The 20,745-nt window shown below is 51.3% G+C and carries 15 protein-coding genes and 1 riboswitch; of the genes, 3 read left to right on the forward strand and 12 right to left on the reverse strand.

The features are described from left to right. Positions 1-19: 19 nt before the first annotated feature. Complete coding sequence (locus ACLUYS_RS01660) at positions 20-229, reverse strand: hypothetical protein (RefSeq protein WP_230266833.1); 210 nt, start codon at positions 227-229, stop codon at positions 20-22. Between the two features lie 280 nt (positions 230-509). Here ACLUYS_RS01660 and ACLUYS_RS01665 point away from each other — a divergent pair, with 280 nt between their 5' ends. Beyond that, positions 510-1,622: a macro domain-containing protein gene (locus tag ACLUYS_RS01665; RefSeq protein ID WP_230266832.1), complete on the forward strand. Its 1,113-nt coding sequence runs from the start codon at positions 510-512 to the stop codon at positions 1,620-1,622. 131 nt (positions 1,623-1,753) lie between these two features. After that, entirely contained in the window at positions 1,754-2,509 is a 756-nt protein-coding gene (locus tag ACLUYS_RS01670; protein ID WP_230266831.1) for a hypothetical protein, read from the forward strand. A 161-nt stretch (positions 2,510-2,670) separates the two neighbouring features. Here ACLUYS_RS01670 and ACLUYS_RS01675 read toward each other — a convergent pair whose 3' ends face one another. The 11 genes from ACLUYS_RS01675 to ACLUYS_RS01725 all read right to left on the reverse strand — a co-directional run bounded on the left by ACLUYS_RS01675 (position 2,671) and on the right by ACLUYS_RS01725 (position 19,373). Next, positions 2,671-4,413 (reverse strand): ABC transporter ATP-binding protein, encoded by a 1,743-nt coding sequence (locus ACLUYS_RS01675; protein ID WP_412658783.1) that lies wholly within the window; start codon positions 4,411-4,413, stop codon positions 2,671-2,673. Positions 4,414-4,667: 254 nt separating this feature from the next. Further along, positions 4,668-5,948 (reverse strand): cation:proton antiporter, encoded by a 1,281-nt coding sequence (locus ACLUYS_RS01680; protein ID WP_288338809.1) that lies wholly within the window; start codon positions 5,946-5,948, stop codon positions 4,668-4,670. A 50-nt stretch (positions 5,949-5,998) separates the two neighbouring features. Beyond that, a riboswitch (Fluoride riboswitch) is annotated at positions 5,999-6,079 on the reverse strand. 218 nt (positions 6,080-6,297) lie between these two features. Then, entirely contained in the window at positions 6,298-8,370 is a 2,073-nt protein-coding gene (gene fusA / locus ACLUYS_RS01685) for an elongation factor G (protein WP_230266828.1), read from the reverse strand. 23 nt (positions 8,371-8,393) lie between these two features. Beyond that, positions 8,394-9,068 (reverse strand): ankyrin repeat domain-containing protein, encoded by a 675-nt coding sequence (locus ACLUYS_RS01690; RefSeq protein ID WP_230266827.1) that lies wholly within the window; start codon positions 9,066-9,068, stop codon positions 8,394-8,396. Between the two features lie 514 nt (positions 9,069-9,582). Continuing rightward, on the reverse strand, positions 9,583-9,999 hold the full coding sequence (locus ACLUYS_RS01695) for a hypothetical protein (RefSeq protein ID WP_230266826.1): 417 nt from the start codon (positions 9,997-9,999) through the stop codon (positions 9,583-9,585). After that, positions 9,989-11,938, reverse strand: coding sequence for an AAA family ATPase (locus ACLUYS_RS01700; RefSeq protein ID WP_412658786.1), 1,950 nt, complete (start codon positions 11,936-11,938; stop codon positions 9,989-9,991). Before ACLUYS_RS01700 ends, ACLUYS_RS01695 begins: the two co-directional genes overlap by 11 nt. Positions 11,939-12,160: 222 nt before the next feature. Further along, positions 12,161-13,486, reverse strand: a complete 1,326-nt coding sequence (locus ACLUYS_RS01705) for a trypsin-like peptidase domain-containing protein (RefSeq protein ID WP_412658787.1) — start codon at positions 13,484-13,486, stop codon at positions 12,161-12,163. A 593-nt stretch (positions 13,487-14,079) separates the two neighbouring features. Next, positions 14,080-16,503, reverse strand: a complete 2,424-nt coding sequence (gene rnr / locus ACLUYS_RS01710) for a ribonuclease R (RefSeq protein ID WP_412658789.1) — start codon at positions 16,501-16,503, stop codon at positions 14,080-14,082. Between the two features lie 111 nt (positions 16,504-16,614). Continuing rightward, on the reverse strand, positions 16,615-16,845 hold the full coding sequence (gene secG, locus ACLUYS_RS01715) for a preprotein translocase subunit SecG (protein ID WP_230266823.1): 231 nt from the start codon (positions 16,843-16,845) through the stop codon (positions 16,615-16,617). A gap of 51 nt (positions 16,846-16,896) precedes the next feature. Then, positions 16,897-17,694, reverse strand: coding sequence for an HAD-IIA family hydrolase (locus tag ACLUYS_RS01720; protein ID WP_412658791.1), 798 nt, complete (start codon positions 17,692-17,694; stop codon positions 16,897-16,899). Positions 17,695-18,098: 404 nt separating this feature from the next. Further along, complete coding sequence (locus tag ACLUYS_RS01725) at positions 18,099-19,373, reverse strand: galactokinase (RefSeq protein WP_230266821.1); 1,275 nt, start codon at positions 19,371-19,373, stop codon at positions 18,099-18,101. A 195-nt stretch (positions 19,374-19,568) separates the two neighbouring features. Between ACLUYS_RS01725 and ACLUYS_RS01730 the strand changes: the two genes are divergently transcribed. Beyond that, the gene (locus ACLUYS_RS01730; protein ID WP_230266820.1) at positions 19,569-20,594 is read left to right on the forward strand and encodes a LacI family DNA-binding transcriptional regulator; all 1,026 of its coding nucleotides are present in this window, start codon (positions 19,569-19,571) and stop codon (positions 20,592-20,594) included. Positions 20,595-20,745 lie beyond the last annotated feature (151 nt).

Below are 20,745 nucleotides of genomic sequence, written 5' to 3' on the forward strand. Positions count from 1 at the left end.
AATTTCCTCAACTTTCGTTTCAATGCTGAATACGATGTAAATTTGCGGCAGAATTTCTGCCTGAACCGGCTGTCGGCAAAGTGGACTCGCTGGCCGTCCGGATGATCGGCTGCGCATTTGCCTGTTCAACAATAGTCAATCCATTTTTAAATTGCAATATGCCGGGAAACACAGATTTCTTCAGAAAAGACATTTTTTCGAAAAGGCTTTCATTCATTTTTGAACGCATGATATTTGACCGCTTTTTTCAGTCTAATGCCCCCTGTCTGCAATAGAGCTTTCCGAGTTTTCCAGTGATCCAAACCGGCTTTCTCATAGAAAACACTGTGAGATTTTCCGATTTCTCTGACGAACGCTGATTCTGAACTGCCTTCTCTACCATCTGGTGCATTTTCTGATCCTTATACTGTTTTCTATACTGTTTTCTGTTTTCTTAAATCCTTTTCGAGCGTGACTTCAGGGGCTTTTTTGCCCAGTCTGAAGAAGCCCCTGCCATACTATACAGATATATGAAAGTTCGTCTGGACCGTCTGAAAGGCCGAAAACCGGCTCCCCTTTCAGATCAGATTCTCGCAGCCGGTCTGAATCTCGAATTCGATCACAGCCAGGAAGCCAACTGGAATTTTATTTCGCTTCTTCAAAGAGCCGTGGATGAACAGACGCTGCTGTATGTGCCGATTCTTACCTCGCAGACCAGCGAGCTCGATGAAGTGGATCCGCTGGATCTGGAAATGTATCTTTTGCCGGAAAAGGAACTGTTTCGAAAAGTCGATCTGGAACATGGCGGACAGGCGTACTGCGCCTTTCTGACGGTTCCAGAAGATCAGGAAGGGCCCGCCGCGGAATATCGACCCGTCAAGGCGGAAGAAATTTTCCGTGCCGCTCTGGAAGATCCGGATTGCGAAGGGCTGATCCTTAACCCATGGGATCTTTCCGCCATGCTGACGCATGAACTGCTGGCGCTCGTACTCAATGAGGATGGCCGTTCTGCTTCGTGTTCGCTGTACATCAACTATGGCGAAGTGTGCGATCAGGACTGCGATGTCATCGCCAATATTGCTGAGCATCCGTTTGAAGAAACGGAGCACGATCCAAAACTCATTTTTGACCGCGGGGGCGAAGCGCTGCGCAGCGTCTGTGCCAAACTGACGCCGCCCAAACCCGGTCAGATCGTGGTCACCTCTTCCGGAATCGGCCGCTCGGCATCCATTTTTCACGCCGCTCTGCCGGAGGTGATCCGGGAAGAATCGCTTCACCAGCTCATTGATGCCATTCTCGAGCGGGCGCTTCATATGGGCTATACGTCGGTTTCCCTACCCTCGATCGGCAATGAAATTGCGCCTTACCTGCCCGAAGGCCCCTTTGCGGTTCTGGCGGTCAGCGGATGGTTTTGCCGGCATCCCGACAGCGGGATGAGCGTGACGATTTCCACGCGCTCCAAAAAAACGTACGACCTGTTCTGCGCCTATCTGTTCGATGATCTCGAAGACAGTGAAGATCTCGACGAAGAAAAATTTGGAAGCGATCTGGAGGAAATCGATCTGCCCATCGAAAGCGGCAAGACCAAAGACACGCCGGCTCTGCCAAAAGAAACCGGAACCGCCCCGTCTTCCGATAAATAACCGCCGTCTCTCCCCCGTCTTTAAAGCCTGTACGAAACGAGCCTGATCGGCCTGCGAAGCCGAAACGATCGGCATGCTTTCGGATACTCAGGAAATCGGTTTGCCGCTTTGTTTAGAAAAGGAATTGGATCATGAAGAAAATCCTGTATTATCTCGCGCAGATCCTGCTGGTGATCAGTACGCTGTTTGTCGGCTTTGTCACCAGCACAGAAATGATGATTTTGTGCGTATCGTGTCTGATTACCGGCTGTCTGCTCATGCTGGTGTATGCGCTCTCTTCGGAAAAGAATTTCTGCGCGTTTTTCCTGTATGGAATGGCCGCCAGCGCCCACTTCTTCTATCTCTTCGCGCTGCAGTCCTTTGCACCCATCCTGCTCTGCGTTCTCGCGCTGATGATGCTTTGTACCGCAGCCTGTCTGATCTGGAAGGCGACGACATCCGGGCTGCCGCCCATTTCCACGCTCATCGATGTTCTCTTTACCAAGACGGCTCTGCTTCCGGAAATCGTGCTGAATATTTTAATGAAACGGGCGACGAGCGACTTTATGTTTGAAGCCTTTTCCTGGATTTTGTTAGGCATCACTTCCGCCTATGTCTTCGTGCTTCTTGTTCAGCTCGTCAAGGCGAAAAAGCTCGACCGTTCCAAAGCCATTGCCGCCGGCGTCGTTCAGCTCTGCTTTTTCACAGACATTCTTTCCACGGTGTGGCTGCTGATTTATCTTAAGCGTCAGAAAAACCAGGAAAAGAAAGCCGAAAAGGAGCAGGAAGCCCTTCTCGAAAAGAAGAAGGAATCGTCCATGCTCAAGCGCTCCTCTATGAAAGCTTCCGGACACGGTACCCGCCGATCGGCCCAGTCCCCTTTTGCTCCCAAAAAGAAAGAACAGTAAGACGCATTCGCTGTGCAACCGATCCTGTATTTGCAGGAGAGGCGCACAGCCTTTTTTCTCCGTTTTCCAAAGGACCCTGGCATGATTTTCGAGCATTCAAAAACGCCGCATCCCTGTTCTGCGAGGATACGGCGTTTCGTCGTTTCAAAATGATTTTGCGCTTAATGCGTTTCGTGCTGGCCGAACTGGCGGAAGACGTAAGACGCATACAGACCGTTTTGCGCGATCAGTTCTTCATGGGTTCCGCTTTCGCTGATGCCCTCGCCATCTACGACAAGAATGCGATCCGCGTTTTCGATCGTAGAAAGACGATGCGCGATCGTCAGCGACGTCCGGTTTTCGGTCAGCTTTTCAAGAGCCTGCTGGATGTAGTATTCGCTTTCGTTATCGAGTGCGGAAGTCGCCTCATCGAGAATGACGATTTTCGGATCTTTCAGGAAAATGTGCGCGATCGAAATACGCTGCTTCTGTCCGCCGGAAAGACGGGTTCCCTTTTCGCCGACACGCGTCTGCAGTCCATCGGGCAGCGATTCAATAAATTCCGCCAGGCTGGCTTTACGTGCCGCTTCCAGGACTTCTTCCTCGGTCGCGTCCCATTTTCCGTAACGAATATTGTCCGCAATGGTCCCGTCAAACAGGTAGACATCCTGCGTCACCACACCGATCTGCTGGCGCAGAGACTCGAGCGTCAGATCCCGGACATCCACACCGTCAATGCGAACGGCTCCGCCGGTCACATCGTAAAAGCGAAGGATAAGCGAACAGATCGTCGATTTTCCCGATCCGCTCGGACCAGCCAGCGCGTAGCGGCCGCCGGCAGGAATTTCGAAGCTGACCTGATCGAGCACCGGCGTGTCGTCATCGTAGCGGAAGGAAACGTGATCAAAGGCGATGTCGCCTTTCACATTTTCAAGCGATCTGGCATCGGGCTTTTCGGTAATCTGCGGTTTCGTTTCCATGACTTCTTCAAAGCGGCGAAAGCCCGTGAAGCCTTTCATCAGGCTGTCCGCAAATTCAAGAAGAATGTCGATCGGACCAATGAACACGTTGACGTAAAGAGCGAAGGCTGCCAGTTCTGCCGCCTGCATTTTTCCAGTCGCAATCAGATAGCCGCCGGCACCGATGACGGCCGTATAGAGCAGTCCCTGAAAAAAGTAGTTCGAGCTGTAGTAAATTCCCATGACGCGGTTGTTCTGAAATTTGGAATCAAGAAATTCGCGATTGGCTTTTCTGAACTTCTTCTGTTCCTGCTTTTCGCTGCCAAAGGCTTTTACAACGCGAATGCCTTCGAGCGAATCGAGCAGCGACGCGTTGATTCCGGCGATTTTCACGCGGTTAAGCTTGAACGTTTCTTTCATGCGCCGGTTCTGCTTCCAGGCGGTAATGGCCATCAGAATCGTGATCACCAGCAAAATCGAAGACAGGGTCAGGTTCATCGAAAACATGATCACAAACGAACCGATCAGCTTCACCGAGGCGATGAGCAGGTTTTCCGGGCAGTGGTGCGCCATTTCGGAAATATCCATCAAATCCGAAACCATGCGGGAACTGAGCGTCGCCGTATTGACCTGATCGTAATAGGCGTGCGAGAACTTCATGTACTGATCAAACAGATCTCTGCGCATGTCGCTTTCCATCTGGGCACCGGTATTGTGGCCCTGACACGCGACATAAAAGCGGCAGGCCGTTCGAATGCCGTACAGCACGAGCAGTCCAAGAATGACCCACGGCATCCAGTTCAGCAGCGCGGGACCGGAGATGCCCGCAGCTTTCGCGGTAAACGCGCTCAGAATGGCCGGAAAGGCAATATCGACCAGAGACAGAATCGATGCGCAGACCAGATCCAGAATCATCGCGCCTTTGTACGGTTTATAAAAGGAAAGAAAATACTTCAGTGTCTTCATGACCGATTTCTCCTCTCTTTCTGTTTCTTTCGCTCTGTCCCAGACTCGATCGCAAACGGCTGTTTCGGGGGAAAAGCAGAAGCCGTCCGAATGTCGGGACATATGAGGATCAGTATAGCGCAGAGAAAGAGGAATTTGGAAAATCCGTCCTGTCCCGGCATTTTGCGGGATTCGTTCCTAACCATTCAGAAAAATGGCCGAGAGTCAAAATGGAAACCGCTCGCTGCGCAGACAGGCGGATCCGCCTGTCTGCATCACGAATGGAAAACGGCTTTTGCGGAAGATTCTTCTGGCTTCTTACCGTCTGCAGCGCTGGCCTCCGGTTTTTCTTTCGGTTTTTCATCGTGAGAAAGCAGGCGGAAATACGTCTGATCCATACCGATGGCGCCTAGCGGTGCTGTAATCAGAATGGCAAGAACGGCTACCGAAAGCACAATCGGACCGCATGACAGACCCAGATCGAGGGCGGTCGATCCAATTGCCGCCTGCACCGTCGCTTTTGGCAGGTAGGCAATCATGCAGAACAGACGCTCCTTCTTATTGAGATGCGTGTGAAGCAGACAGAGAGAAACGCCCACGCACCGAAAGATCAGGGCTATGCCGATCATCAGTACAGCCCGTGCACCAGCCAGGGCCGCGTACTGCACATCTACCGCCGCGCCGACCAACACAAACAGGAAAATTTCTGCTCCGGTCCAGAGGCTTCCAAACTGCTTCTGAAGCGTAAGCGTAATTTCTTTCTGGCTGTCTCTGGCTACCATCATGGACAGGCTCAAAACCGCAAGCAGACCGGAGAGCGACACGTATAGTTTGATCAGCGCTTCCACCGCAAGCATCAGAAAGGACAGACCAAGAACGAGAATGGCTTTGCGTTCGGCAGGAACGGCACTTCCCTTCTGGCTTTGCCACGTAAAGTATTTGGAAAGCATCCAGCCGCACGCGGCGCCTAAAAGAAGACCAAGAACAATTGAGACGGGAATGCTTAAAAAGATGGACAGCTGCGCACTGCCCCCCTGGGCCATATCGCAAAACGTACTGAAGAGCACGATGACAAATACGTCATCCAGAGACGCGCCGGCCAGGATCATCTGGGGAATGCTTTTGGATGTGCCATAGCGCTTTTCCATCAGCGTCACCATGCGCGGAACGACTACAGCAGGCGATACGGCGGCGACCACCGATCCCATTAGCGCGGCTTCGACCAGCGAGATATGAAGGAGTGCTGGGGCAAAGAGCACGAAGCCGAGAATTTCAAAGGATGCCGGCAGAAAGGACATCAGAAGAGCCGGGCGTCCGACCTGTTTAAGATCGTTCAGATTCAAGGACAGGCCGGCTTTAATCAAAATGATGACCAGCGCGATGCGGCGCAAATCCGCTGAAATGGAAAGAATGGACGGATCAAGCCAGTTCAGAAAGCTGGGTCCGATACAGATTCCGGCGAGCAGATAGCCGATAATGCGCGGCAGCCGCAGCCGTTCGCAGAGTTTCGCGAAAGCGAGTCCGATCAGGATGATCAGAGCCAGAGACGTTAACATAAAATACCTCCATAAACGCAGAAAGGCTGATGCTTTCTGCGATTCAAAAAAAAATCACAGAAGTCATCAGCCTGCATTTGTGCATGAGCGGTTCCGGTTTCCCGAGGGAGAACTTCATTCCCGTAAAGAGTATAGACACGTTTTCTTACGAATCGGTCAAAAAAGCTTCTGGAAAATCCAGAAAATTCAAAACCGTTCAAAAATCCGCGGGTCCGCCGCCTCTTCCGGCGAGGACTTCCCTCAGATCCGAATGAGAGTATGCCAAAAACCGAGCAGCTGGAATTTTCGGCTGCTCGGCATGCTGTTTCGGTTAAGTTTTGGAAAGATTTGGATCAGGCCTGAAGCGGATTTAGTCCCTGGCTGCTTCAGCAATAATGCGGGAAGCGATGTTTTCCGGAACCGGATCGTAGCGGTCCATGGAAACGGTGTAGCTTCCAAGGCCCTGTGTCATGGAGCGCAGATCGATGGCGTACTTGGACAGTTCCATCATCGGAACCTGTGCGGAGATCACCTGTTCATCGCCTTCTGGATCCATGCCCAGGATGGCGCCGCGGCGCTTATTGAGATCGCCGATGATCGTGCCGGTGTATTCATCCGGAACGCGAACGCTCAGGTTCATGATCGGTTCAAGCAGAATCGGACGGCACTTGGTCATTGCGTCTTTATACGCAAGACGGGCAGCCAGTTTGAAGGCCATTTCGGAAGAATCGACGTCGTGGTATTTGCCATCGAGCAGCGTCGTCTTCAGGTTGACCATCTTGTAGCCGGCTAGCGGGCCGACCATGGCGTTTTCACGCAGACCGGTTTCAACGGCTGGGAAGTACTGTTTCGGTACGGCGCCGCCGAATACTTTTTCGTCAAAGACGAGTTCTTCTTCATCCGGGTTTGGCGCGAATTCAACGAAGACGTGACCGAACTGGCCATGACCGCCGGACTGCTTTTTATGACGGCCTTCGCCGACGGCCGTCTTGGTGATCGTTTCGCGATACGTAACTTTCGGATCGCTCAGCAGAACTTCCGCTTTGAATTTGGATTTCAGCTTGTTGACGATGACATCCAGATGCTGGTCGCCCAGACCATAGATGACGGTTTCACGCGTTTCCGGGTTGTTTTCAACGCGGAAGGTCGGATCTTCTTCGGAAATACGGTTTAGACCGGTGGAGAGCTTGTCTTCATCGTTCTTTGTCTTAGGCGTAACCGCCTGGCCGTACAGAGCTTCGGAGAAGACGATCGGCTTATTGATCAGACGGGTACCCTTTGCGCAGAGTGTATCGTTAGTTTTCGTATTCTGCAGTTTGGAGATGGCGCCGATGTCGCCGGTAAAGAGTTTTCCGGCAGCGGTCTGATAGCGGCCTTTAATGGTGAACAGCGCACCGATTTTTTCCGGTTTGCCGGTGTTGCCGTTGACAACCTGAGAATCGGAAGCGAGCGTTCCGGAAAGAACCTTGACGTAGGAAATACGGCCTACGAACGGGTCCATGATCGTCTTGAAAACCTGTGCGGTCATGGTTTCTTCTTCCGTCGTCAGCAGTTCAACGGGTTCGCCTTCCGGCGTTTCCAGGGTGATGATTCCCTTTTCGGAATAGGACGGGAAGTACGTGATGATCAGATCCATCAGACGGCCAATGCCGCGGCTTTCGACGGCGGAGCCGGAGAATACAGGAATGATTTCACCGCTGCGTACGCCAATACGAACGCCCTTGGTCAGTTCCGTGTCGGTAAATTCTTCGCCAGAGAAGAATTTTTCCATCAGATCGTCGTCGCCCATGGCAACTGCTTCAGCGATCTGGTCTTTGTACATGGCGATTTCATCGGCCATTTCTTCCGGAACAGGCTGAGCGACGGAGTCGGAAGCTTTTGGTCCATGATGATACCAGGCTTTGTTTTTCAGAATGTTGACGGTACCTACGTATTCGCCGTTTTCAATAATTGGCACTTCAAACGGGATAACGGATTTTCCGAAAGCTTCGTGCAGAGCTGCATAAGCAGAGTCGAAGGAAGTGTTTTCTTCATCGAGATGGTTGATGAAGAAGATGGTCGGTTTATGGGAAGCAACAGCTTCTTTATAGGCGAGACGGGTTCCAGCCTGGAGCGGATCTTTCGCATTGACCACGATCAGAACGTTATCGCCTGCGGCCATTCCGGCTTCTTTTTCGCCAGTGAAGTCAAGGTAGCCCGGAGTATCGATGAAGTTGATTTTGCATTCATCCCATTCGATCGGAACGATCGAAGTGTAAATGGAGATGCCTCGCTTGATTTCTTCTGCATCGAAATCGATCAGCGAAGAACCTTCGCTGGTTTTTCCAAAGCGTTCCGTTGCATCCGTGTAGTAAAGCATCGCTTCCAGAACGGATGTTTTTCCTGCGCCGGAGTGGCCGACGACACTGACGTTGCGGACTTCGCTGCTTTTATAGTCTCTCATAATTATTTTTTCCTTTCAGACGTCTACATTTCCAGCATGGGTTCGAGCTGGGCTCTGCAGTGTTCACGTACATAATCAATCGCTTTGTTGCCCTGTTTATCGGCCATATCCTTGTCTGCGCCGTAAACGATCAGTTTTTCTACGAGCGAAGGATATCCGCCGTATGCCGCACGCATCAGAGCGGTGCAGCCGTTATTATCGAAAAGGTTCACATCGGCGTTGCGCTCGAGCAGCATGTTAATGGTGTCGCGCTTGAAGGCGATGCAGGCTTCCATGAGTGCGCTGCGGCCGACTTCGTCCTGGGCGTTGATTTCTGCGCCGGCATCGAGCAGAACCTGAATGCAGCGATCCTGTCCGAGAAGAGCGGCACGCATGAGTGCGGTTCTGCCGTTGTCATCTTTTGCGTTCACGTCAGCACCGGCTTCGATCAGCGCCTTGCAGATTGTGCGGTTGCCTTTTTTGGCTGCGCCCATCAGAGCGGTTTTTCCGTATTTGTCAGCTGCATTTACATCTGCACCGTTATCGATCAGCAGCTGAACGATATCCTTGCGGTCACGTTTGGCAGCGCGCATCAGTGCGGTTCTGCCGTCTCCGTTGGCGTAGTTTACATCAGCTCCGGTGCGGATCTGGCCGACTGCCATTGCGAAGTCGCCATTTGCGCATGCATCCCAGAACACCTTATTGAATTTCTGATCCATTTTGTAAATCCTCCTATAATTCTGGTATCAAAAAGCCGGGCCAGATGGCTTCAGGTCAAAAGACCCTACTGCACACTGTCCCAGCTTAATCCGGAAGAAAGCCCGGTTTTATTCCCATTAACAAGCACCGAAACAACAACATTGCTTTTCATAAAACCACTTCCTTCCTGTGAGTGACTTCATTGTAAGGGTTTCCATTTCGCCTTTCAAATTGTTTCCAAACTGGACACTTAGTCGACCGAACAGGCCGCTTTTTCGTCCGGATCAGGGTGCAGGCCGTACTTTCTGTCCGTTTAAGCCCCAAATGGCGTCCAGCAGATATCCGATCCCTTCAAAGAAACAGCACGAAAACGTAAAAAAACCTGGATTCTTCCTTTTCACGAAGAAATCCAGATTCTTTTTGGCACAACCGTTCAAACAGAAAAGCGGATTTTCCTGTTCCCTGCCCATTTTTTAGGACTGGAGTATTTCGAGCGGGCAGCATTCATCTTTCGTCCGCACATTCATAAAGCGATCAGCACGTGCTGACGACAATTTCCAGATTTTCAAAAGGCTGCGGATGAGCACTCGTCCAGTCCGTAAACTGCATGGACCAGCTGTCGAGATAGTTCAGATAGCCGCTCAGCTCAAACGTGGGGACAGCCGGCACATGGAGCGCGAAATAGTCCATGGCTTCGATGTAAAACTCGTGGGTAATGTCCACCTTCTCGCCGATCAGGACGTGTTCTTCAAGCAGCCGGCATAGTTCAATGCTTGTCGCATAGTTGTACAGGCGTCTTTTATTGTCGGGAAGATCGTAGCTGCCTTCTACATGAAGCATATCCCCGGCTTTGAGCGCTGCTTCATAGACGATGTACCAGGAAAGATCTTCGCCAAGCTGTTCAGCGATCCAATCAAAGTGTTCGAGAATCCGTTTTGTCTCACTTGCCATGCTGGTCCTCTTTCTTTGCGGCTGCCTTCATGGCTTTTTCTTCATCACGTTTTCGTCCGGCACGGGATATGAGTGCCTTGGCCAGCGCCTGCGGATCCGCAAAGGCGCCTTCTTCGCCGTTTTTAAACCGTTCCAGAACGTCGACGGCATCCAGTTCCCCTTCCAGAAGATCGGGACCTGTTTCTTCTTTTGGGCTTGCAGCCGGTGTCTCGCTGTCGGATGCGGGAAGCAACGGAAGTTCCGTTTTCTGATTTGGATTGTTCTCCGTTTCCGTGCCCTTCTCTGCTCTCGACAGATCCGAAGCCTCGGATGTTTCTGGATCTGTATTTACAGAAACAGAGGCTGGTTCGGCAGGTATTTCTTCCGAATTCGAAGCAGATGGATCAGGATTTTCCGCAGCGGACTCGTTTTTGGCTTCGTCCTCTGCTTTTTCACTCTCTGCATCTTCCGGTTCTTCTCCGCTCAGATCCGAGGCTTCGATCGTTTCGAGCTGTTCGTTGCTTAAGGTGTCGAGTTTGACCAGACGGTTGGCCTGGCGTACGACGGCTTTTTCAAAGAGATTACGCACGGTACGGCCGTTGGCAAAATCGGCATCCCGGTTTTCGTACAGATCCCTGAACATCGACTTCGCGGTTTCCTGGGCTTTTTCGGAGAGTTTGTAGCCGTTCTTTTTACAAATGCCTAAGAGAATTTCATACAGTTCTTCCGGGGTATAGTCCGGGAAATCGATGAACTTGTTAAATCGCGATTTCAGACCCGGATTGGACTGCAGGAATTCTTCCATCGGTTCGGGATAGCCGGCGACAATAACCGCCAGATCGTCACGATGGTTTTCCATCTCGACCAGAAGCGTATCGATCGCTTCCCGGCCAAAGTCGGCTTTGTCCTTGCCGGCGGCCAGGGCATAGGCCTCGTCGATAAAGAGCACGCCGCCCAGAGCGGAGTTGACGACTTCCTGCGTCTTGATTGCGGTCTGGCCGACATAGCCGCCGACCAGTTCCGAACGGTCTACTTCCACAAGCTGACCTTTGCTTAAGGCGCCGAGCGCATGATAAATGCCGGCGAGCAGCCGGGCGACGGTCGTTTTGCCCGTTCCTGGATTGCCGGTGAACACCAGATGCATCGATACGGGCATTTCCTTCATCGAACGCTCTCGACGGATCCGGCGAATCTTCAGCAGGTTGATCAGGCTGTTGACGTCTTCCTTAACGCCTTTCAGCCCGGTCAGCGAATTGAGCTCTTCCATCAGCTCATCCAGTGTTTTTTCCGGCTGTTCCGGTTTCGCTTCGGCTGTTTCACTGGTTTTGGGGGCCTGTTTATTTTGCGTTTTGGGATCGCTCGATCCGCCCATGGTCGAAGTCTGTTCCGGAAAGAGCGACGGACCGAGTTCCCGCTCCAGACGGCCGAGCGAATCGAGGGTATCGATCAGTTCCTTGGGGGTATCGGGTGCCGGCTGGTTTTTGTGAATCCAGTTGTCGAGAAACAAAATGTAAATCTGCTGGTCAAGTTCTTCAAGGGGATCCTTGCCCGCACACTCCCAGGCGTTTTTGGAAATTTCGCTGAGAACGGAAAGAATCTGTCTTTGATACGTACTGCCTGTGCCGCTTAGCTGATCGCCATGGGCAGCGACTTTGAGTACGACAGGAATGAGCGAGCTGAAATCCGACTTGTGCAGCGAAAGCCGCTTCATCAGCGCGTTGTATTCACTCGGGGTGTAGTGAAAGGACAGCACTTCGTTGATCAGAGCAGCCCGTTTGGCCTGGACACCGCCAGCCGCTTCGGCCAGATAGAGCAGCAGCGAAAGGACTTCGATGCGATACTGTTCAGTCAGCGTATTTTCAAGGGGTTTAAGAAAAGCAGGGTCCATCTGTTCGAGTGTCTGACAAAGACGATAGCCCTGCTGCCAGGCCTGGCTGGCTTTGGAAAGGTTCGAATCCATACTTTTTTCTCCAGAATGTTCGTATATCGATTTCATCGAAGCGTTCTTCCTTCCCTGCCCGATTTAGGCAGAGAACGGGAAACGTTCGATGTTGATTGACTCATGAAAATTTATTCTCATTTTACCAAAAAACCGGAGAACGAACGGCGAAGTGAAGAAAACGAAAAAGGCATGAACGCCCAGAGTAAGGATTTGGGAATTCATGCCTGTCTTTTATGAAGTTTATTTTGAATAGAAGCCAATGCCTTCATCGACCCAGCCCATCGTTACAAGACCGTCGCGTTCTGTTGCGTTAAACGTGAAATGGTGCGATCCGGCAACCGCGTTCGGGTTGTACAGACGGTATACCGGCCGATCGTTTTCACTTGCGGACGTATAGCAGGTGATGCCTTCGGCTGTCCAGCCCATTTCCACGAGTGCGGCACGCTCAGCGGTATCGAGCGTGTAGTGATGGTCGCCCGCGTTCGGGTTGTAGAGACGATACAGCGGTACGCCGTTCTTTTCGGAATGCCAGGCGACGCCTTCGTCTTTCCAGCCGTAGTTTACGCAGTTGACGAGCTCGTTGTATTCCGTCGTGTACAGATGTTCACCCGAGTTCGGGTTGTACAGGCGGTACACCGGCTCATCGATGGCCGCATACGAGGCCACATACGCGTAAATGTAGGAGTCGATGGCAACGCCGCCATTGAGCTGTTCGCTCGCCTTGGCAAATGTATGAATCGCTTCAACCTGATTGTTTTCGTTGAGCAGCGGAGCACCGGACTGACCGCTCGACGAGTCAATGGTATGCAGAACGGTACGGCGTCCGGTCATCGAATGCAGGCGGCCTTTGGCTCCATACATGCCCTGCGATTCCAGGGAAATGTTTTCATTGTACGGATAGCCGGCCAGTTCATACGTCTTGTCCAGGTTGGCCTGATCCAGCGTAGCCAGCTTCAGCGGTTCCACCCCTTCAATCGGCTTTCTCAGGCGAATGAGACCAAGATCGTAGTCGGTATTGCTTGCGCCCGTTTTCGTCCAGTCAGGCGGTGCCATGAGCAGTTTGGACGAATACTGGTTGTCCGGATTGGATGGATCCTTGCCGCCCGGAACCGCCACGATCGATCTCGCCCAGCCCATGTTGTTGTCATGGTCAAAGACGCAGTGGCCGGCGGTCAGAATCGTATCCGGCGCAATCAGAAATCCAGTGCCGGAGTATACCCCGCCATTGGAAAAGGTGATGGTGAGATTGCAGATGGCGTTGTACGGCGCCACATCGGTACGGGCAATCAGATAGCGATCGTCTTCACCGATTACTTTTCGAGGAACCTTAACGGCGCTCTCGGGAATATTTTCAATTTCGTCAATCGAAGCCTGCGGTTTTACGGAGTAATCTTCCGGCTCATCCGTAACATGAACGGCGGTTTCGAGACCGTTCTGTCCTTCGATGGTCTGTGAATGGGATGCCTGCAGATCCGGGCTTTCCTGGGCCTGCACGGCTGAAATGGCAGGAATGTACATCGACATGGCCAGCGCGAGCGCCGCCAGTCCGGTTTTCATTTTCTTCATTTCAATCCTTCCTCCTTTCGACTTCCGTTTTTTGTAATTGGTATTCGGACTTTGCAAGGCAAGTACAGAGAAAAAGCGATCGTGCAGAAGCTCTGCATCGTTTCGTTTTTCCTGAGTACAGGGTAACAGAATTTTTTATCGGCAGGCACGGATACCCTTTTCTGCTTTACACAGAAACCTGGGAATTTTTCAGCGCTTTTTGTTACGAGACAAAGCGAATCCACCGTAGAAAGCGATTGCTTCGCCGCTTCAGATCGCCGGCAAAAAATTTCCTGTGGTTTTTTATTATCGCAGTACGATGGTCCATTTGCAAAAATCGACAGGAAAAATGGTAAAAATCACATAAGATAACATATTGCGCAGAGCATGCAGATTTCGTGACGATTTGGGAAAGAAACTTCATCGAAACCGACAATCGGAAAACGCCATGAGCTTCGTCTTCCTTTGCCTGTCCCTTTCTATTCCTTGTCTGTACTTGTCTGTCTTTCTCGGTCCTTGTCAGTTTTTCCATTAAGACGCAAAATGCAGCGCCATCCGAAGATCGCTTCGGATGGCGCTGCATTTTTCATTTCTGTTTTGCACAGAAGATCCGCTTATTTTACAGGTTCTGCAATCGGCAGTTCTGTGCTTTCCTGAGGCTCGGTCGCGGGCAGTTCACAATCGGCTGCCGGTTCAACGGCTGGCAGATCGCTGCCTTCGGATTCTACCGCCGGCAGATCGTCATCCTGCGCTTCGACGGCAGGCAGATCTTCGGCTTTTTCAGAATCCGCCTTGGCAGGCGGTTCTTTTGCCGGAGTTTCCGTCTGAACTTCCGTTTCTGTAATCGTCACGTTTGCATCGCGTTCTTCCGACACGATTTCCGCCTGCAGAATTTCTTCTTCCGGCTGTTCTTCCGGTTTCGGTTCAGCGGTTTCGATCACAGGCGTACTTGGACGCATCGCAGAACGGCTTGGAAGCGTTTCGAGATAGTCGAACGTAATCTGGCGCTTGGCCGTCTGTACATCGCGGACTTTAATACGTACCGGCATACCGAGGGTAAAGGTCTTTCCGGTATTTTCGCCGGTAAGCATCATCGTATCGGCATCGTAGTTGTAAAAGTCATCGATCATGTTGCGCAGCGGAACCATGCCTTCGACGGTGTTGTCGAGTTCGACAAAGAAGCCGAAGCTGGTGACGCCGACGATCAGGCCATCATATACTTCGCCGACTTTATTTTCCATGTATTTCGCAAATTCGAGATCGTTGACCGCCCGTTCGATCGTAACGGCATCCTTTTCCTTTTCGGACAGATGCATGGACGATTTTTCCATGCGCTTTTCATCCTTGAGCAGGCTCTTCTCGTCGTTTTTCTTATGAATGACATGACGGCGGAGCATGCGGTGAATCAGCAGGTCCGGATAACGGCGGATTGGCGATGTGAAGTGGCAGTATTCATCGAGCGCCAGACCATAGTGGCCGACGTTCTTTTCGCTGTAGCGGGCTTTCTGCATGGAGCGAACGGTGATCGTGGAAAGAATTTCCTTCTCTTCTTCGCCTTCGATCGAAGCCAGGAAGCGGGCGACATCTTTTGGCTGGCAGTTTTCGACATCCAGGTCGCAGGGCACGTGCAAAATACTGGCCATGTTGACCAGCGTCTGCAGTTTTTCGGGATCCGGATCTTCATGGATTCGGAACATGCCCGGCAGAGATTTGGAGTGAAGCTCATGAGCGACCGCAACGTTTGCCGCAATCATGGCCTCTTCAATCATCATTTCACTCCAGCCGCGATCGCGGATGAGGATATCGACAGGAACGCCTCTTTCGTCGAGTACGAATTTGGGTTCCTTCGTTTCAAAATCGATATGGCCGCGCTTTTCGGTCTGTTCTCGCATCTTTTTCGCCAGATCGGAGAAGGCGGTGAGCAGATTGCCGACCGGTGCATATTCCGGAACGGACTGCGGATTTTCCAGATAGGCGTTTACTTTGGAATATGTGCAGCGTGCATCCGAATGAATGACGCTCTCGTAAATTTCGTAGTCGGTCATGATGCCGTTCGGGTTGAATTCCATGGCGCACGTCAGTGTCAGACGATCCACGCCCGGGTTCAGCGAGCAGATGCCGTTAGACAGCGCGAACGGCAGCATCGGCACAACGCGGTCGGCGACATAAATCGAAGTGCCGCGCTTGTAGGCTTCGTTATCGATGTCGCTGTCTTCCTTGACGTAATGGCTGACGTCTGCGATATGGACGTACAGTTTCCAGCCGCCATTGGCCAGCGCTTCAACAGAAATTGCGTCGTCAAAGTCCTTGGTGGAGTCGCCGTCAATGGTGACGGTCATCAGATCGCGCAGATCGTGGCGATCCTTCATTTCCTTTTTGTGGACGCGTTCTGGAATTTCATCGGATTCCGCGCGGACTTTCTTGCCGAAGTTCTGACGGACTTCGTTTTCCGCAAGAATGGCGCTGATGTCCACGCCCGGTTCGTCTTCCCGACCGAGCACCGCAATGATTTTTACGCGAAGCGGCGCGGAATAGTCTACGACTTTAACGACCGCCTTGGTGCCGGCCGAAAGTTTGTAAGCCTTCTGGTTGGTCACGATAAAAGAGGTGTGAAGATCCACATCGCTGCGGAATTTCAGGCCGTTGCGGGTACGGACGAAGGTTCCAGGAATGCACGTAATGCCGCGTTCATAAATGTGGACAACTTCCGGCATCAGTCCATAGTTGTGAACGAGCACTTCGTCCTTGTCCATCATCATGCGGCAGTTTTTCTTGGGGACATACAGCTTGTTCTCCTTGCAGAGAACCGCATATTCCGTTGCAGAAACGTCCTTAATCTTGCCGATCACCCATTCCTGGCCGTCAATGAAGACGTACTTTTCGTGGTCGTTATAAATGATGCGCTCATCTTCGAGCTCATTGAGCGCGATCTGAAGTTCCTTTTTTTCATGTTCCGTGCGGATGTGCATGGCTTTGCTCAGTCCGTATGGAGTCAGTTTTTTCTTTTTCTGAAGCAGTTCAACAATTTCTTCCTTCATTCAAATCCCTCCCTTTCGAGACAGTCCAGAAGTCTTTAATACCCTCTTCATACAATATCCTGTCTGTAAAATACAAAAACTTGCCTGCAAAATAAAAAAGGCCGGATGGCCTTAGACAATCTGTAAAGCGATTACAAGGGCGAAGAAAATGATGCCGCAGATGAGCGTGGCATACGAGAGAACCTTTTCGAAGCCGCGTTCTTTCTGAACCGCAAAAAGGTTAAGATCTCCGCTTCCCGTGAATGCTGCGGAAAGTCCGTCGGATTTACCGCTCTGCAGCAGGACGAGAATAATCATGATACCTGAGTCGACCATTAACAAAATATTTAAGAAGTTTTCCATACAAATCACTCTTTCTTTCTTTTTCCCGTGATCATTATAACAAACTATTTTCTAAGCCATGGCGGACAGACGCAGAAAGTCTGCCTCATCCAGGCTTGCCACGGTTTCATCGGGAATAATCCCGAGCCGTTCGATATCCGACTCCTTATGCACGCCGCTCTGGACGAAAAGAGTCTGAACTTGATTATTATAACCGAGCGCGATATCGGTTTCCAGATTATCTCCAATAATTACGGCTTCTTCTTTCGAAATATGGAGCTTATTCAAAGCCGTTTCGAGAATCGGAGCACTTGGCTTGGCGATATCGGGGCTTTTCTGTCCCGTGGCGTATTCAAACAGCGTAACGACCGAGCCGTTGCCGACTTCAAAACCACCAGGCTTGGCCAGAATGCGGTCCATATTTGTTCCGATCAGCTTTGCGCCGTTGAGCAGAAATCCCAGTGCTCTGGAATATTTCGCATAGTCTGCGGATTTATCCAGACCGATGAATACAAAAGCCGGATGGTCTTCCGTAATCGCAAAGCCTTCCAGTTCGAGCGCTTCTTTCATGCCGGCCTGTCCAATCATCCAGGCCGTTCGCGGCGTTCCGGTCTTCGCACAGTATTTTGACGCCCAGGAAGCTGCGGCCATCGCCGAATTGACGAAGTCCTCAGCGCGAATGTTCGGGTAGCCCATTTTCAGCATGTGTTCCGCGTTTTCCTGCGGCGTGCGCATGGAATTGTTGGTCAGAAAAAGATAGGGAATGTCATGCGCCTGACAGAACTCAATCGCGCGGATTCCCGCTTCGATCGGAGCCGTTCCGCGATACAGCGTACCGTCCAGATCAAAAATCATTGTTTTCTTCTTCATGTCTCTTCCTCTTTTTTCTCTTTCGTTTTCCCTGCCGGCTTCGGTTCAGCTGCCGGCAGGCCGATCGGATCGACTGGGTGTCCGCTCAAGCAGCCTTTTAAAAACAGACTTTCTGGTTTTCGTAATCCCAGACGATTTTGGGGAATGATATACCAGAAAGATATTCCGGAGCTATTGTATCGGTTTGGCGCACTCTCATCCACTGAAATCCAGATCGTTCCAGTTTGAAGGGGACGTCAAAGCTTTCAAACCGCTTTCCTTTTCAAGCCGTCTTCTTCTGGCAGACAGAGAAAAAGCAGCCTGCAATTTGATTGCGTGCAGGCTGCTTTGCTTGTTCATAATTTTCAGTTGGACTGCCTTGCTTTGCCGTTTAAAAGCTCAGGCATGCGTTTAGCGGACTTGGATTAGAATACGCGGATGCCGCCGTAAGGACGGATCTGAAGAACGTGGCATGCGCCTTCTCCAAAGGTGCTGTCCATAGTCTTCACGTACTGATCAACGAGTTCGTTTGGAACGAAGGCCTGAATTGTGCCTGCAAATCCGCCGCCGTGGACGCGGTGAGCGCCTTTTCCGTCAAGTACCAGTTCGCTTAAAGCCAGAGCCAGAGAAACCGCCTGGTTTTTGTAGTCGGATGGAGAATAGATATTCTGGAGATATTTGAAGGAAGACGTTCCGGAAGCGAGGATCTGCTTTTCAAAGCCGGCGAGATCGCCTTCGGAGAGAGCCTTAACGGCTTTCTGTACGCGTTTGTTTTCCTCAAATACGTGAATGGCACGCAGCAGTGCACGGTCGTTTTTCACGGCTTCACGCAGTTCCGGAAGACGGGAATAAAACTCCGCTTCATCCACTTCGCGCAGAACCGGCTTTCCGAAGAACTCGTCCACTTCCTTGAGTTCGAACGGAATGTCCGCATAATCCTGCGTCAGGTCGGCATGGGATGCGTGAACGTCGGTAATGCACAGGGAGGTGTTGAAGTCGGAGAAATCGATGTCGACTTTTTCGACGATCGGGTTGTGCTTATCGGCGAAGTCGATGTGAATCAGACCGCCGACGGAGCATGCGGACTGGTCCATCAGACCGCATGGTTTGCCGAAGAATACGTTTTCGGCGTACTGGCCGATTTTGGCGAGTTCAACGGGATCCAGACTCTGATTATTGTAGAGATCGGAGAAGATGTTTCCGATCATGACTTCGAACGCAGCAGAGGAAGACAGACCGCTTCCCTGCAGCACGTCGCTGGTCATATAGCCGTCGAAGCCGCCGATGTTGCCGCCGTCTTCCTTAATCTTTGCGGCGACGCCACGGATGAGGGCCTGACTGCTTTCTTTTTCATCTTCGTGCACGTTGAGGTCCGACAGATCGATTGGAGGAATATCATAATCGTCGGAAAGTACTTTTACGACACCGTCTTCTCTTGGGCTGACGATGGCGATGATATCGAGGTTGATCGAAGTGGCGAGGACCTCACCCTGCTGATGATCGGTGTGGTTTCCGATAACCTCACTGCGTCCGGGAACGGAGATGGCCTGTACATCCTTGTCTCCATACAGTTCCATGAACTTGTCGATGGCTTTGGCGTACCGAGGTTTCTGCGACTCTGCGAGGCTGCCGTAGATCTCAGTGAGACGCGCATCCTGCGCCCCGTTTACAATTTCTTCTCTTAACTGACTAGCAAGCATTCTTTTTCTCCTTTGTTAACCGCTATCAATACACCCATTCTAACAAAAACGCACTGGTTCTTTCAATGTTTACTAAAAGTCTTGAACTAAAACTTTGTTTTTACTAAAAATTAATAGAGGAGTATCATTTTTCCTCTTTTCGTCATAAGCGATACCGTTTACTATCAGAATGGACTAAATATAAGAGGTGATTTTATGGCCACATTAAAAGACGTTGCCAACCTCGCTGGCGTATCCAGTGCCAGTGTTTCGCGTATTCTCAATAATGATCTGACCCTGAGCGTGCCGCAGTCGACTCGAGACCGCGTTCTCGAAGCCGCTGAAACGCTCGGGTACGTGAAAAAGAAGAAAAAAGCTGACGTTTCGACCATGACGGTCGGCATTGTTCAGTGGGTATCCGCGGAAAATGAGGCGAGCGACCCGTATTACCTGAACATCCGCCAGGGTGTTGAAAATTATTGCTCCAACCACATGATTACCATCATCCGCTCTTTTGCTTCGGAAATGTCGATTCCGCGCCGCATGGAAAAAGTGGACGGTCTGGTGTGCATCGGTAAGTTCTCTCCGGAAGATCGCCAGAAAATGATCGCGATCTGTCCCAACATCATTTTTCTCGATATGAAACTCGATACCATTACCAACGCGTTCATCGTTCCCGACTTCAAGGGTGCGATGCGGATCGTCATGGACCACTTCATTGCCGAAGGCCACAAGAAAGTCGGCTTTTTAGGCGGGATTGAAAGCGTCAGCGGCGAAGTATACCGCGATGACCGTCTGAAATATTTCCGCCGGTTTGCGACCAAAGCCGGCCTCGAATTTGAACCGTACGTCGTAATGAAGGAATTCACCCGGGAATCCGGATACGAAATGATGAAATCGCTGATCGATGCCAAAACGGTGCCGACCGCCATTTTTGCGGCAAGCGACCCGATCGCGATCGGCGCGATGCGCGCCTGCTACGAAGCCGGCCTGCGTATTCCGGATGATCTTTCGATTATCGGCTTCGACAACATCGATGAAACCAACTACACCTATCCCCCAATGACCACCATTTTCGTTCCGACCTACGAGATCGGTTCAACGGGCATGCGCATGCTGCATGACGCCTGGAAGCGAAACGAAAACATCCAGCCTATGAAAGTGGAACTTCCCTGCTACATGATCAGCCGCCAGTCCACACGAACCGCGCCGGATGCGATTGAACTCGATATGAACAAATAGCTAAAACGTCAGGCCCATTTTGCCTGGCGTTTTTTCGTCGAAAATTCAGACAGCCGATCGACGCAGCGATCAGCCGAAGAAAAGGCAGGCTTTCCTTCGTAAGCGTCAAATAAAAGACGGGTATTTTCTCGACCGCCTCCTTGGGATAATT

This window comes from Allobaculum sp. (assembly GCF_047010065.1).
GTDB classification, from domain to species: domain Bacteria; phylum Bacillota_I; class Bacilli_A; order Erysipelotrichales; family Erysipelotrichaceae; genus Allobaculum; species Allobaculum fili.

Bases quoted from the DNA above. Each gene is read 5' to 3' on its own strand.
- ACLUYS_RS01660 (WP_230266833.1), bottom strand. From the start codon at position 229: ATGCGTTCAAAAATGAATGAAAGCCTTTTCGAAAAAATGTCTTTTCTG.
- ACLUYS_RS01665 (WP_230266832.1), top strand. From the start codon at position 510: ATGAAAGTTCGTCTGGACCGTCTGAAAGGCCGAAAACCGGCTCCCCTT.
- ACLUYS_RS01670 (WP_230266831.1), top strand. From the start codon at position 1,754: ATGAAGAAAATCCTGTATTATCTCGCGCAGATCCTGCTGGTGATCAGT.
- ACLUYS_RS01675 (WP_412658783.1), bottom strand. From the start codon at position 4,413: ATGAAGACACTGAAGTATTTTCTTTCCTTTTATAAACCGTACAAAGGC.
- ACLUYS_RS01680 (WP_288338809.1), bottom strand. From the start codon at position 5,948: ATGTTAACGTCTCTGGCTCTGATCATCCTGATCGGACTCGCTTTCGCG.
- fusA (WP_230266828.1), bottom strand. From the start codon at position 8,370: ATGAGAGACTATAAAAGCAGCGAAGTCCGCAACGTCAGTGTCGTCGGC.
- ACLUYS_RS01690 (WP_230266827.1), bottom strand. From the start codon at position 9,068: ATGGATCAGAAATTCAATAAGGTGTTCTGGGATGCATGCGCAAATGGC.
- ACLUYS_RS01695 (WP_230266826.1), bottom strand. From the start codon at position 9,999: ATGGCAAGTGAGACAAAACGGATTCTCGAACACTTTGATTGGATCGCT.
- ACLUYS_RS01700 (WP_412658786.1), bottom strand. From the start codon at position 11,938: ATGGATTCGAACCTTTCCAAAGCCAGCCAGGCCTGGCAGCAGGGCTAT.
- ACLUYS_RS01705 (WP_412658787.1), bottom strand. From the start codon at position 13,486: ATGAAGAAAATGAAAACCGGACTGGCGGCGCTCGCGCTGGCCATGTCG.
- rnr (WP_412658789.1), bottom strand. From the start codon at position 16,503: ATGAAGGAAGAAATTGTTGAACTGCTTCAGAAAAAGAAAAAACTGACT.
- secG (WP_230266823.1), bottom strand. From the start codon at position 16,845: ATGGAAAACTTCTTAAATATTTTGTTAATGGTCGACTCAGGTATCATG.
- ACLUYS_RS01720 (WP_412658791.1), bottom strand. From the start codon at position 17,694: ATGAAGAAGAAAACAATGATTTTTGATCTGGACGGTACGCTGTATCGC.
- ACLUYS_RS01725 (WP_230266821.1), bottom strand. From the start codon at position 19,373: ATGCTTGCTAGTCAGTTAAGAGAAGAAATTGTAAACGGGGCGCAGGAT.
- ACLUYS_RS01730 (WP_230266820.1), top strand. From the start codon at position 19,569: ATGGCCACATTAAAAGACGTTGCCAACCTCGCTGGCGTATCCAGTGCC.